The organism is Mesorhizobium sp. M7A.F.Ca.US.006.04.2.1, assembly GCF_004022915.1.
Classification (GTDB): domain Bacteria; phylum Pseudomonadota; class Alphaproteobacteria; order Rhizobiales; family Rhizobiaceae; genus Mesorhizobium; species Mesorhizobium ciceri.
The window spans coordinates 1-12,288 of record NZ_RZQA01000076.1; the positions used below are offsets into that span (position 1 = coordinate 1).

At 64.8% G+C, this 12,288-nt stretch carries 11 protein-coding genes and 1 pseudogene; 5 read left to right on the plus strand and 7 right to left on the minus strand.

Annotated features, from left to right (window positions below):
* Together EN925_RS06595 and EN925_RS06600 are read left to right on the plus strand one after the other, a co-directional pair.
* Positions 1–267 (plus strand): annotated as a pseudogene (locus EN925_RS06595) (ABC transporter permease); the annotation flags it as partial.
* Positions 264–1,208 (plus strand): ABC transporter permease, encoded by a 945-nt coding sequence (locus EN925_RS06600; protein ID WP_013528958.1) that lies wholly within the window; start codon positions 264–266, stop codon positions 1,206–1,208. The pseudogene EN925_RS06595 and the gene EN925_RS06600, both read left to right, overlap by 4 nt.
* 27 nt (positions 1,209–1,235) lie before the next feature.
* On the opposite strand, the gene EN925_RS06605 is transcribed toward EN925_RS06600, so the two are convergent.
* Positions 1,236–2,003: an SDR family oxidoreductase gene (locus EN925_RS06605; protein WP_024504731.1), complete on the minus strand. Its 768-nt coding sequence runs from the start codon at positions 2,001–2,003 to the stop codon at positions 1,236–1,238.
* A gap of 289 nt (positions 2,004–2,292) precedes the next feature.
* Here EN925_RS06605 and EN925_RS06610 point away from each other — a divergent pair, with 289 nt between their 5' ends.
* Together EN925_RS06610 and EN925_RS06615 are read left to right on the plus strand one after the other, a co-directional pair.
* Complete coding sequence (locus tag EN925_RS06610; protein WP_013528960.1) at positions 2,293–2,448, plus strand: hypothetical protein; 156 nt, start codon at positions 2,293–2,295, stop codon at positions 2,446–2,448.
* Positions 2,449–2,558: 110 nt separating this feature from the next.
* Complete coding sequence (locus EN925_RS06615; RefSeq protein WP_013528961.1) at positions 2,559–3,500, plus strand: LLM class flavin-dependent oxidoreductase; 942 nt, start codon at positions 2,559–2,561, stop codon at positions 3,498–3,500.
* Positions 3,501–3,506: 6 nt separating this feature from the next.
* Here the strand turns inward: EN925_RS06615 and EN925_RS06620 are convergent, their stop codons facing one another.
* The 5 genes from EN925_RS06620 to EN925_RS06640 all read right to left on the minus strand — a co-directional run bounded on the left by EN925_RS06620 (position 3,507) and on the right by EN925_RS06640 (position 11,133).
* Positions 3,507–4,193 (minus strand): isochorismatase family cysteine hydrolase, encoded by a 687-nt coding sequence (locus EN925_RS06620; protein ID WP_127369481.1) that lies wholly within the window; start codon positions 4,191–4,193, stop codon positions 3,507–3,509.
* 36 nt (positions 4,194–4,229) lie between these two features.
* On the minus strand, positions 4,230–5,954 hold the full coding sequence (locus EN925_RS06625) for an ABC transporter ATP-binding protein (RefSeq protein WP_027163019.1): 1,725 nt from the start codon (positions 5,952–5,954) through the stop codon (positions 4,230–4,232).
* A 109-nt stretch (positions 5,955–6,063) separates the two neighbouring features.
* Positions 6,064–8,067, minus strand: a complete 2,004-nt coding sequence (gene fhuB / locus EN925_RS06630; RefSeq protein WP_127388332.1) for a Fe(3+)-hydroxamate ABC transporter permease FhuB — start codon at positions 8,065–8,067, stop codon at positions 6,064–6,066.
* Positions 8,064–8,924 carry an ABC transporter substrate-binding protein gene (locus EN925_RS06635; protein ID WP_127368171.1) on the minus strand — a complete coding sequence of 287 codons (861 nt, stop codon included), beginning with the start codon at positions 8,922–8,924 and terminating at the stop codon, positions 8,064–8,066. Before EN925_RS06635 ends, fhuB begins: the two co-directional genes overlap by 4 nt.
* Before the next feature lie 25 nt (positions 8,925–8,949).
* The gene (locus tag EN925_RS06640; protein WP_245460888.1) at positions 8,950–11,133 is read right to left on the minus strand and encodes a TonB-dependent siderophore receptor; all 2,184 of its coding nucleotides are present in this window, start codon (positions 11,131–11,133) and stop codon (positions 8,950–8,952) included.
* A 212-nt stretch (positions 11,134–11,345) separates the two neighbouring features.
* Between EN925_RS06640 and EN925_RS06645 the strand changes: the two genes are divergently transcribed.
* Positions 11,346–12,137: an ATP-binding cassette domain-containing protein gene (locus EN925_RS06645; protein WP_164753497.1), complete on the plus strand. Its 792-nt coding sequence runs from the start codon at positions 11,346–11,348 to the stop codon at positions 12,135–12,137.
* Here the strand turns inward: EN925_RS06645 and EN925_RS40095 are convergent.
* On the minus strand, positions 12,106–12,288 hold a 183-nt coding region (locus tag EN925_RS40095), incomplete at its 5' end, for a hypothetical protein (RefSeq protein ID WP_206632793.1). The two genes, EN925_RS06645 and EN925_RS40095, sit on opposite strands and share 32 nt — an antisense overlap.

Genomic DNA, 12,288 nt, shown 5'->3' on the forward strand with positions numbered 1-12,288 from the left:
GTGCATTTCCAGGTGATGAGCGACATCTCGCCGGGCTACGGCTATTCCGGCATCGTCGTGGCCATGCTGGCGCGGCTCAACCCGCTCGGCGTCGTGCCGGCGGCGATCTTCCTTGCCGCCGTGATGACCGGCGCCGAGGCGATGTCGCGGGCGACCGGCGTGCCGGCCTTCCTCAGCGATGTCATCCAGGGCACTGCACTGCTCGCCATGCTGGTGGCGCTGCTGTTCACCGCCTATCGCATCCGCCGCGTCGGGGTTGCCCGATGAGCGCGGTGTTCGAACAGATCTTCCAGGTCGGTTTTCTGGCCGCGATCATTCGTATCGCCACGCCGCTGGCTTTTGCAACGCTGGGCGAAATGTTCTCGGAACGGGCCGGCGTGCTCAATCTCGGCATCGAAGGCATCATGCTTTTGTCGGCGATGACAGGCTTCACTGCTGCCAGCCTCAGCGGCAGCCTGTGGCTCGGCGTGCTGGCGGCGGTGCTGACCGGCATGCTGATGGGCGCGCTGCATGCGTTGTTCACGGTGGTGCTCGGCCTCAGCCAGCATGTCTGCGGCATCGGCGTGACGCTGTTCTCGTCGGGCCTTGCCTATTTCCTCTACCGGCTGATCTTCGGCCAGCAGTCTGTGCCGCCCAACATCAATGGTTTTCAGACGCTGCCGATCCCGATCCTGTCCGACATTCCGGTGCTCGGGCCGGCGGTGTTCAACCAGTTCGCGCTGGTCTACATGGCGATCCTGGCCATTCCGTTGGCCGCTTTCATACTCTACCGCACGCCATGGGGCCTGTCGGTGCGCATGGTCGGTGAAAATCCGCGTGCTGCCGATTCGGCCGGTGTCAGCGTCATCGCCACGCGCTTTCAGGCGGTTGTCCTCGGCGGCGCGCTGATGGGGCTGGCCGGCGCCTTCCTGTCGATGGCGCAGTTCAACGCCTTCACCTTCGGCGTCGTCTCCGGGCGCGGCTGGGTGGCGATCGCGCTGGTCGTCTTCGGTCGCTGGGATCCATGGCGCTCGGCGGGTGCGGCACTTCTGTTCGCCTTCGTCGATGCCTTGCAGCTGCGCATGCAGGCGAGCGGGCTCGGACACATCCCCTACGAGGCGTTCCTGATGCTGCCGTTCATCTTCACCATCGTCGCCATGGCTGTGATGTCGCGCAACGCGGTGGCACCGTCGGCGCTGCTCAAGCCATTTAGACGGGAAGAGCGCTGACAGCCGGGCGGCTGTCGGCGTAGCTGTTCACATCGCGGTAAAACCGTTGTCGACGAACAGATGCGTGCCGTTGACGAAGCTCGACTCGTCGCTGGCGAGGTAAAGCGCCGCCCTCGCCACCTCTTCCGGCTCGCCGATGCGGCCCTGCTGCGCGGCCAGCGCTGCGTCCGAGACATCGACGCCGAGCCTGCCGAGGTCGGCAACCTCGCGCAGGCCGTGCGGCGTGCGGATGAAGCCCGGGCAGACGGCGTTGCAGCGGATGTTGCGGTCGCGGAACTCGACGGCGATGGCGCGGGCGAACATGTGGCAGGCGCCCTTGGTGGTGTCGTAGAGCACTTCGTTGGGAGTAGCCGCCACCGCCGAGATCGACGAGGTGCAGACGATCGAGCCGCCGCCCGCCGCAATCATGCCGGGCAAAACGGCGCGCGTCATCAGGAACATCGAGCGCACATTGACGGCATGCAGCCAATCCCATTCCTGCACCGTGGTCTCCAGGAAGGGCTTTATCACGATGGTGCCGGCGTGGTTGAACAGCACGGTGATGGGCCCGAGTTTTTCGATAGCACCCTTCACGGCGGCTTCGACCTGTGCCTCGTCGGAGACGTCGGCGACAAAATGCTCGGCGACATGGCCGCGTGCCCTGATTGTCGCTGCGGTTGCGGCGGCCGCCTCGCCGTTGCGGTCGATGATCGCCACCTTGGCGCCTTCGGCGGCGAACAGCTCCGAGGCTGCTCCACCCATTCCCGTCGCGCCGCCCGAAATGATGGCGACCTTGCCGGCCAGTCTTGTGCCCATTTTTTTTGCCCCTATGTGACGATTTCGCTTTGCTGGTTGGGTGATGCTACCGCGCCGGCGCCGGGCGGCCAATCCACGAATTGAGTGCCGCGAGGGCAAGGTCATAGGTCCATTCGGACGCAGACCCGAAAACGGACGCGCCATACGGATCGGCCGCCCGAGTGCCCCTGTAAGCAAGTGGCTACCAACTTCCCATCACATAAGAGAAAATTATTCTAGATTTGACCGAAAAATAGCAATCGACAAAGTCTACAAGTTTTATAGATTAACCGACGAGACGGAGGGCGATATGTCCTATATCCAGAACGCCCAGACGGATCGCAGTGGTCAGCGGGCGGCCAATGCCCAGACCTTCCGCCCGGCCTATGCCGGGGCTTTCGCCTATCTCGTCTTTGCCCTTGCGTTCGTGTTCACCGGGGCCGTTGTTCTGGGTCTTATTCCCTGAGTCGTCAGATCGACCGGGGTTAGCTGCCCCACCACTTACAGGCAATTGGAGTTGAATGAACCGAATCCTCGGCGTGCTTTCGCGCGCCCGACACCACGGAGGACATGGCAATGCCGATCGAGTTCACGCATATTCCCGGCAAGACCGCCGATGCCGCGGTTCCTTTTTTCTACGACTTTGCCGAGACCGCGACCAAGCTCGGGCTGATTGAGGACGGCGGCTTCCGCAAGATCGTCGTCGACGATTCGGCCGGACTGCTGACCAACATGGATCTTGCGGCCCAGGTGCTCGATCGCACCTCGTCGCTGGAAGTCGTGCTCACCCATTGGGCGGGCGTGGTCGAACCGACTGTGGCGGCCCGCCAACTGGCGTCGATCGACAGGCAAAGCGGCGGACGCCTGGCGCTGAGAATGATCAGCGAGCCGCTGAGCGATGCCGACGCCGAAACACGGCCGGTCGGGCACACCGTCATCTGGCAGCGAATAGACGAATATCTGGTGCTGCTGAAGCGGCTGTGGTCGAACGACCGGCCCTTCGACCACGAAGGAACGTTCTACAGCATCAAGGGCGGCTACGTGCCGCGCAAGGGACCGCACGGCGCCGACCTGGTCATCCGCATGGGCGGGCAGTCCGGAACGGCGCTCAAGGTGGCCGGCCGACATGCCGATGTCTTTGAACTGGCGCCGGGCTCGATCGACGAGATCCGGCAATTGATGGAGCGGGTGCGCCGCTCCGCCGCCGAACATGGCCGGGCCGGCAAGCTGCGCTTCGCGCTTCCGGTCGGGATTCACCAGGGTGCTTCCGCCTCCGGTCACAAGGCGGTCGATGTTGCCGGGCCGCCAGCCCAGGCCGCCCTGTCGCTGCTTGCCTATGCAGCCCTCGGGATCGATGAATTCATGATTGTCGGTGTCGACACGCCACGCGAGATCGCAACGCTCGGCCGGGAAACGATCGCCCTGCTGCGCAATTCGCTGGCGCGTCGCGAACACGAGGCATTCCAGCCTGGGGCATATGCGTCTCGTGCAGGATTGGAGACGCGCGCAACGGGCTGAACTCCTTCAGCCTTTTGTTGCCTCTGGCCTGTCGCCAAGCCGCGACAGGCCTTCAATGACAGCGCCCGAATCCGCCAGCGCGCCGAAGACGCCATCTTCGACCGTCACCATATGAAGCGCGGCCTCGTGGGCTTGTTTGTCGCCGCTGGCGCAGGCGTCGGAAATCGTCAGGCATTGAAAGTTGCGGTCGCAGGCTTCGCGCAGCGTGGTGTGGACGCAGACATCCGTCGTGCATCCGGAAAACATGAGATGCGTGATGCCTTGCGCGCGGAGCACAAGCTCGAAATCCGTATAAATGAAGGCGCTGTTGCAGGTCTTGTCGACGATGATGTCCTGCGGTGCCACGTCGATCTCCGGAACGATCTGGAACCCCGTGCCCGAGCGCAGCAGGATATCGGTGCCGTCGAGACCGGAGCGCTTGCGGCGCCATTTTTCGTAAGGCGTCATATCGGCCATGTCGGCCCTATAGCCCTGCCTGGTATGGATGACCCTGACGCCGGCCTTGCGCGCGGCCGCGATCAGCCGGCTCACCGTCGGCAGGATCGCCCTCAGAGGCGACGGGTCATAGCCCTGCCTGGCGAAGTAGCCCGTCGTCGACAGGAAATCCTGCTGCAGGTCGATGACGATCAGCGCGGTGTTTTCGGCCACCAGCCTGCCGTCAAAGGGAAAGTCGAAGGGCGTTGCCTTGATCATCCGGGCGCTCCCTGCTTTGGCCGCTACCATAGTGGATCAACGCGATGACACCAGATGCTGGGCGTCGTGCAGGCGTCGATAGATTCCGCCGGCACGGATCAGTTCGCTGTGCGACCCCTGCTCGACGACGCCCGACTCCGAGACGACGACGATGCGGTCGGCGCCGCGGATCGTTGCCAGCCGGTGTGCGATGACCAGCGTGGTTCGGCCCTCGGCAAGTTCGGCCAGCGACTTCTGGATTTCGCGCTCGGTCTCGGTGTCGAGCGCCGACGTCGCCTCGTCGAGGATCAGGATCGGCGGGTTCTTCAAGAACATACGGGCAATCGCCAGCCGCTGCTTCTGGCCGCCGGACAGTTTTACGCCGCGCTCGCCGATGATCGTGTCGTAACCGGCCGGCAGGCCTGATATCATGCCGTCGAGCTGCGCCCGCCGCGCGGCATCGGCGATGGCGCCGTCGGAGGCGCCGAGACGGCCATAGGCAATGTTTTCGCGGATCGAGCCGCCGAACAGGAAGACATCCTGTTGGACGATGCCGATCTGGCCGCGCAGCGAAGCGAGCGTCATGTCCCTGATATCGATGCCGTCGATGCTGATCCGCCCGGCGCTGACTTCGTAGAACCGCGGCAGCAGCGAGCATATGGTGGTCTTGCCGGCACCTGACGGCCCGACGAAGGCGATGGTTTCGCCGGCGCGGATGGTGAGATCGATATCCTTCAGCACCGGCTTGCCGTCGCCGTAGCCGAAGCTCACACCGCGATATTCGATGGAGCCCTTGAGGCCGCTGGCGGTAACGGCACCGGGCCGGTCGGCGATGTCGGGTTCGGTGTCGAGCAACTCTGTGTAGCGGCGGAAGCCGGCAATGCCTTTTGGATAGGTCTCGATCACCGAATTGATCTTCTCGATCGGCCGCACGAAGACGCCGACCAAAAGCAGGAAGCCGACGAAGCCGCCATTGCTCAGGCCTCCCGTGATGACGAGGTAGCTGCCGGCAATCATGACCACGAGCTGGATCAGCCTTATGCCCATGTAGTTCAGCGAATTGCTGGCCGACATGATGCGGTAGGCGTCGAGCTTGGTCTGGCGGTAGCGCTGGTTGTCATGCGCGAACAGCGTGCGCTCATGCTCCTCGTTGGCGAAGGCCTGGACGACGCGCATGCCGCCGACATTCTCCTCGATGCGGACGTTGAAATCGCCGACACGCCGGTAGAGCGCCTGCCAGTTGCGCTCCATGCGGTCGCCGTAGCGCATCGTCACCCAGGCGATCAGAGGCACGATCACCGCCGTGATCAGCGCCAGATGCATGTTGACCGTGAACATCAGCACGAAGGCGCCGGCGAACGTCATGATGGCGATGAACAGGTCCTCGGGGCCATGATGCGCGATCTCGCCGATCTCCTCGAGATCCTTGGTGACGCGACCGACGAGATGGCCGGTCTTGTGGTTGTCGTAGAAGCGGAACGACAGTTTCTGCAGATGATCGAAGCTCTTGCGCCGCATCTCGGTCTCGATGTTGATGCCAAGCATGTGGCCCCAATAGGTGACGACCGCCATCAGCACCGTGTTGAGCAGATAGATTACCAGCAGCCCAGCCGAGGCGATGATGATCAGCGTCCAGTCCTGCCGTGGCAGGAGCTGGTCGACGAAGGTGCGGACCGCCATGGGAAAGCCGAGTTCGAGCAGGCCGGCCAGCACCGCGCAGGAGAAGTCGAGCGCGAACAGCCCCTTCCAGGGCGCGTAATAGGACAGGAAACGTCTGATCATCGAGGTGAACCGCAAGCTGTCTTGATGGACGCGGCGAGGGCACCGGCCGCCATCGATGGGCGCTGCCTACAATCGGCAGGGTAGGGCCGGCAATATGCCAGGGCCGACTTCATTGCCTGCTTTTCCACATCAGCGCCATGAAATAGGGGCCGCCGACGAAGGCGGCGATGAGCCCGGCCGGCACCTGCCAGGGAAAGATCAGCGTCCGGCCTGCCCAGTCGGCGGCAACGAGGATCAGCCCGCCTGTCATGGCCGAGGCCAGAAGCTGCGGCACGGCACGGCGGAAGCCGAGCATGCGCGCGAGATGCGGCGCCATCAGGCCGACGAAGCTCAGCGGGCCGATGACCAATGTCGCGGTTGCGGTGGCCAGCGCGGTAAGTGCCAGCAGAATGGCGCGAACCCGTCCAAGCCGCAGGCCAAGGCCACGCGCGGCAGTTTCGCCGAGCGGCACTATATCGAGCCAGCGCGCCGTCAGCGGCGCCAGCGCGAGGACGGCGACCGCGACCGCAGCGGCAGTGAAGGCATCATTGGGCGTTGCGCGATAGGTCGATCCCGATAGCCAGGCGAGCAGGAAGCCCGTGCGCGGATCGCCGCTGGCCAGAAGCAGCGCGGCGAAGGCCGACGCGACCGTCGCCACGGCGACGCCGGCAAGCAGCAGCCGCGCCGGCGACAGTGCATTGCGCCGCCCGACCAGTACGACGATCGTCAGCGCCAGCAAGGCGCCCGCGAGTGCGGCGCCGAGCATTGCCGCGCGGTCGAAGCCGTCGCTGAGCAACAGCAGCGCCAGCACGCCGAAAGAGGCGCCGCCGGAAATGCCGAGCACTTCGGGTGCTGCCATCGGGTTGCCGGTCATGCGCTGCATCAGCGTGCCAGCGACCGCGAGCAGGACGCCCGCCGACAGGGCGACGACGACGCGAGGCGCGCGCAGGGCAAGCAGCTCGGTCAAATCCTCGGATGCGATCCAGTGCCAGCCGCCTGCACCACGGCCAAAGCCCATTGCGACGACAACCGCGAGGATGAGCGCCAGCAGGCCGGCGATCAACGGCAGGCCGTTTGTCGGCAGGCGTACGGACGACATCATGTCGGCCTGCCTTTCGGGGGTGGTTCGCATTCGCGGCAACAGGAACAGCAGCAGCGGCGCGCCGAGCAAAGCGGTCGCGGCGCCGGCGGGGATTTCGCCGGCGAACGGCAGATGCTGCACCAGACGGTCGGTGAGCCAGAGCAGGGCGCCGCCGACCAGCGGCGACCAGACCAGGCGGCGGCCAAGCGTGCGCGCTCCGGCCAGCCGCGCCAGCGCCGGGGCAGCGAGCGCCACGAACCCGATGACGCCGACCTCGGCGACGACCAACGCGCCAAGCGAGACGGCGACAGCCATGCCGGCAAGGCGGATGACGGCCGGGCGGGTGCCGAGCGATGCCGCGCCGTCGTCGCTGAGATCGAGCAGGCGTAGCGGTCGCCAGAGCAGGAACGCGGCGCAGATGCCGGCCAGCAGCCACGGCGCCAGAGCAACGACGGCCGCATCGCCATTCTGCACCAGCGAGCCGCTCTGCCAGATGAACAGCTCCTCGGTGTATTCGCGGTTGAGCGCCATCAGCAGCGCGCCGGCCGAACCGAAAGTGAGGCTGACGACGAGGCCGGCGATGATGATCGACACTGGCGAAAAGCTGCGCCCGCGCGCCAGTGCGAAAACGGCTGATGTGGCGAGAGCGCCGCCAGCCAGCGCCACCCCTTCACGGCCGCCTTCCAGCAGCCATGGTGCGTAGAGGGTGGCGGCCGCCAAAGCGAGGCTTGCTCCGGCATTGGTGCCGATCGTGGTCGGCTCGGCCAGCGGGTTGCGCAGCACATGCTGCATGACCACACCGGCGAGACCGAGCGCCGCGCCGGCCAGCACGCTGACGGCGACACGTGGCAGGAAAGCATAGCGATACAGCAACTGCACTGGATCGGATGTGTCGGGGGCGGTGAGCGCCTGCCACCACAGGTGCGTCGGCAGAACATGGATGAGATCGAAGACGGTCAGCATCAGCGCCAGACCCGCGGGCACGGCAACCAGCAGGATGAGCGCGCCGATGCCGTCGCGCTGTCGCGGCAGGGACATTGCCTGAGCGATCATGCCGCTGCCATGAATTCGGCGAAACGCCCGGCGGCAGTGAGACCGCCGAACGGCCAGACCGGCGGAATGGTCCGCACCTGGCCGTTCCGGACGCAGGGCAGGTTGGCCCAGAGCGAGTTGCGGGCGATCCTGATCCTGACGTGCGGCGGGATCGGATCGAGCGAGATCAGTTGCGCCTCGCCGACGGCGACCAGTTCCTCGATGCCGACCGTCGAAAAACCCCATTCATTGGTGGCGCCGGTCCAGGCGTTGACGAGGCCGAGTCGGTCGAGGACGTCCTGCAGCAGGCTGCCGGCGCCGTAGACGCGGACATGGCGATCGTCGAACATGCTGACGACGCAGACCGGTTTTTGCACCGCCCGCTCCAGCCTGGCACGCGCTTGGGCGATAGAGGCTTCGATGCGCCCGACAAGGTTTTCTGCTTCCGTCCCACGGCCAAGCATGTTGCCAAGCTGCAGCGTCACCTGCTGCGCCTGCGCGTAAGGTGGAGCCTTGCCGCTGTAGAACGGCACATTGAAGGTCGGCGCCAATCTGGTGAAGCTGTTCTCGTCCAAGCCATAGCCATAGGCGCCGACGATCAGGTCGGGCCGCAATTCCCGAAGCAGTTCGAGATTGGGCTCGCTGCGCGACCCCAGGTCGATGGTGGCCTGCGGCAGCGCCGGGCCCTGGACCCAGTCGCCATAACCCCTGGTGTCGCCGACGGCGAGCGGCGACAGGCCGAGCGAGACCACCAGTTCGGCCGATGTCCATTCCAGGCAGACGACGCGGGCAGGTGCCGCGCGTGCCGTGCCGCCCGGCAAAGCGAGACCGGTCGCGGCGAGGCCGGCAAGGTACTGGCGCCGTGTCAGCGCCGCCATTTTGGGCCGGCCCGCCACATTGCTTCTACCATGTGTATTTCACCGAACCGTTGATCCTGCGGCCCTCGCCGTAGAAGCAGCCGAAGCCCGAGGAGAAGCAGGAGGCGACGTAGCGTTTGTCGAACAGATTGCTGGCATTGAGGCTGAGCGTGGCGTTCTGCCAGGCGTAATGCACCGCCGCGTCGGCGAGCACGACCGACGGAACCTTGAAGCTGTTGGCGTCGTCGCCATAGGTCGAGCCGACATAACGGACACCGGCGCCCAGGCCGAGACCTTCGAGCTTGCCGCTCATGAAGGTGTAATTGGCCCAAAGCGATGCGGAATGGGCCGGCACGCCGAAGGGCGTGTTGCCCTCGTTGCTGACCCAGACGCCGTTGACGTCTTCGACAGCGGTCGCCCTGGTGATCTTCGTGTCGAGATAGGTGTAGGCCGCTCTCAGGTCGAAGCCGGAATCGAGGCTGGCAACGGCCTCGAGTTCCACGCCGCGCGAACGGATCTCACCGGTCTGGAACAGATCGTTGGGCGAGCCCTCATTACCGGAACGCACGACATTCTGTCGGGTCAGGTCGAAAACCGATGCCGTAATGAAGGAATTCCAGCCGGTCGGCTGGTACTTCAGCCCGATCTCGTACTGCCTGCCGGTCTCGGGCACGAACAGATTGCCGTCGCTGTCGGCGCCGGCCACCGGCTGGAACGATTCGGAGTAGCTGACATAGGGCGCAAGCCCGTTGTCGGCGAGATAGACGAGCCCCGCCCGGCTGGTGAAGGCGTTGTCCTTCTGCTCGGGAATGTAGCCGCCGGCCAGATTGTCGTAGACCTTGGCGTCCGACCAATCCTGGCGGCCGCCAAGGGTCAGCCGCCAGTTGCCGAACTTGACCTGGTCCTGGGCATAGAGACCGACCTGCTGCTGGGTGGTGTCGGTATCGGTGTAGGGCGTCAGATCGGTGATCGGGTACCCGTAAACCGGATCGAAGATGTTGAAACCGTCCTCGACGGTCCCTTCCGAGGCATAGTCGCGGTAAGTGTAGCGTTTGTAGTCGAGGCCGACGAGCAGCGTGTGGGCAAGCGGCCCGGTGCCGAAATCGGCTTGTGCCTGGTTGTCGATGGTGACGCCGCTGAGTTTGGTGCCGCCGGCATCTGCGTAACGGTAGTAGTCGCCGCTTGAAGGTTCCAGGCCGTTCGAGTCCGTCAGTCCGCCACCAAAGACGCCCTCCTCGGTGTGAGTGAGGTGGACGTAGCGGGCATGCTGTCGCACCTGCCAGGTTTCGTTGAAACGGTGATCGAATTCGTAGCCGATCGAGGCCTGGTCGGTGTCGTAGGAATCGAAGCCGGGTTCGCCGACGAACATGCTGTTCGGCAGGTACTTGCCGTCCTTGCCCGGTATGACCGTGCCGTAGGCAGGCAGGTACTGCATCGCCCATCCCGAGCGGTCGCGCTGATAGTTGGCGAGGATGGTCAGGCTGGTGTCGGCATCGGGCTGCCAGGTGATCGCCGGCGCGATGAAGATGCGATCGTCCTTGACGAAATCGGTCTGCGTGTCGCCCATGTGAGCGGCACCGGTGAGGCGAAACAGCAGCGACTTGTCGGCGTTCACGGCACCGCTGAAATCGAACTTGCCTTCATAGCGATTGAAGCTGCCGCCACCGAGTTCGATCTCGCGCAGGTTTTCCTCGGTCGGCCGCTTGCTGACATAGTTGATGATGCCGCCGGGGCTAGCCTGGCCGTAGAGCACCGACGCTGGTCCGCGCAGCACCTCGTAGCGTTCCGCGCCATAGGAATCGAGTGCGGTGAACAGGGTGAAATTGCTCTCCTTAAGCTGCAGCCCGTCCCTGTAGAAGACGCCGTTGGCGTTCGAAATGCCGCGCAACTGCAGGCCGAGGCCGCGATTGTCGGTGCCGTAGAGATCGCCGGTGGCGCCGGGCGTGTAGCGCAGAACGCCGCCGAGGTTGTCGATCGCCTGTGCTTCCATCTGGTCCTTGGTGATCACCGATATCGACTGGGGCGTCTCGATCAGCGGCGTGTCGGTCTTGGTGCCGGTGGAGCCCTTGGTGGCCACGTAGCCCTTGACCGGCCCGAAGGCGCTTTCGACACGTTCCTGGACGTTGATCGGGTCCAGGGTGGTGGTGACCGTCTCCTGGGCCAGTGCATGGCCGCAGCCAAGCAGGGCCGGCACCGACACCGCTGCGATCAGCAGGCGCTTTCGCGCCATCCGGTCCTGCCAAATCAGTCCACGTCCCGAGATCATCCTGCGCCCCCTTTTCCAAATTTCATGTCGATATTGCCGGTCGCGACGATTTGTTGATCGTTGCAGTCATCTTCAATGTTGACTAGTAAGGTCATGTTTCATAGTCAACCGGGCATGAGCCGTCGAAAGCCGGAATCTGGAAATGCGGGCGGCCGCACTGGAGAAAAGCCATGAGCATGGCTGGAATTGATGCCCAGACTGCCTTCCATATCGACGCGGTGCGCTTTGCCGTCGGCGAGCGGACGCTGCTCGGTCCGGTCTCGCTCGAACTGGAGCGCTCGCGCGTCTATGGGCTGATCGGCCACAATGGTTCGGGCAAGTCGACGCTGATCAAGCTCATGGCGCGCCAGCAGCCGGCGAGTTCAGGCGCCATCACTTTCGCCAAGCGTCCGCTGCCGCAATGGGGCGCCCGCGAATTTGCCCGCGCGCTTGCCTATCTGCCGCAGACGACGCCGGCGGCGACCGGCCTGACCGTGCGCGAACTGGCGACGTTGGGACGCTATCCCTGGCACGGCGCGCTTGGCCGTTTCCGCGCGCAGGACAGGCAGCATGTCGAGGAGGCGCTGGCCCTGACCGACATGGAAGGTTTTGCCGACCGGCTGGTGGACGAATTGTCGGGCGGCGAGCGCCAGCGCGCCTGGCTCGCCATGCTGGTGGCGCAGAACGCCGGCGTCATGCTGCTCGACGAGCCGATCTCGGCACTCGACATCGCCCATCAGGTCGAGGTGCTCGGGCTGGTCAAGGAACTCAGCCGCAAACGCGACCTATGTGTCGTCGTCGTGCTGCACGATCCCAACATGGCGGCGCGCTACTGCGACGAACTGATCGCGCTCAAGGACGGCAAGCTGCTGACGCGCGGCACACCCGGCGAGATCATGCGCAGCGATGTTCTGAAAGGCATTTTCGGCGTGGAGATGGGCGTGTTCGCGCACCCCGTCACCGGCCAGCCCGTCGGCTATGTGCAGTGACGAGATCTGGTGCGGCGGCGGGAAATAGAAGGCGGCTGGCCGCTGTGAGAACAAGGAAGAAGCTGTTGTCGAGAAGTGGTTTGTTGGCGGCGTTGGTCGCATCCGTCATCCTGTCGGCCGGCAGCGCGATGGCCCAGGAGCAACCCGCCGG

Coding starts and splice junctions, on each gene's coding strand:
- fhuB (WP_127388332.1), bottom strand. CDS start 8,067: ATGATCGCTCAGGCAATGTCCCTGCCGCGACAGCGCGACGGCATCGGC.
- EN925_RS06600 (WP_013528958.1), top strand. CDS start 264: ATGAGCGCGGTGTTCGAACAGATCTTCCAGGTCGGTTTTCTGGCCGCG.
- EN925_RS06610 (WP_013528960.1), top strand. CDS start 2,293: ATGTCCTATATCCAGAACGCCCAGACGGATCGCAGTGGTCAGCGGGCG.
- EN925_RS06640 (WP_245460888.1), bottom strand. CDS start 11,133: ATGGCGCGAAAGCGCCTGCTGATCGCAGCGGTGTCGGTGCCGGCCCTG.
- EN925_RS06625 (WP_027163019.1), bottom strand. CDS start 5,954: ATGATCAGACGTTTCCTGTCCTATTACGCGCCCTGGAAGGGGCTGTTC.
- EN925_RS06605 (WP_024504731.1), bottom strand. CDS start 2,003: ATGGGCACAAGACTGGCCGGCAAGGTCGCCATCATTTCGGGCGGCGCG.
- EN925_RS06615 (WP_013528961.1), top strand. CDS start 2,559: ATGCCGATCGAGTTCACGCATATTCCCGGCAAGACCGCCGATGCCGCG.
- EN925_RS06645 (WP_164753497.1), top strand. CDS start 11,346: ATGGCTGGAATTGATGCCCAGACTGCCTTCCATATCGACGCGGTGCGC.
- EN925_RS06620 (WP_127369481.1), bottom strand. CDS start 4,193: ATGATCAAGGCAACGCCCTTCGACTTTCCCTTTGACGGCAGGCTGGTG.
- EN925_RS06635 (WP_127368171.1), bottom strand. CDS start 8,924: ATGGCGGCGCTGACACGGCGCCAGTACCTTGCCGGCCTCGCCGCGACC.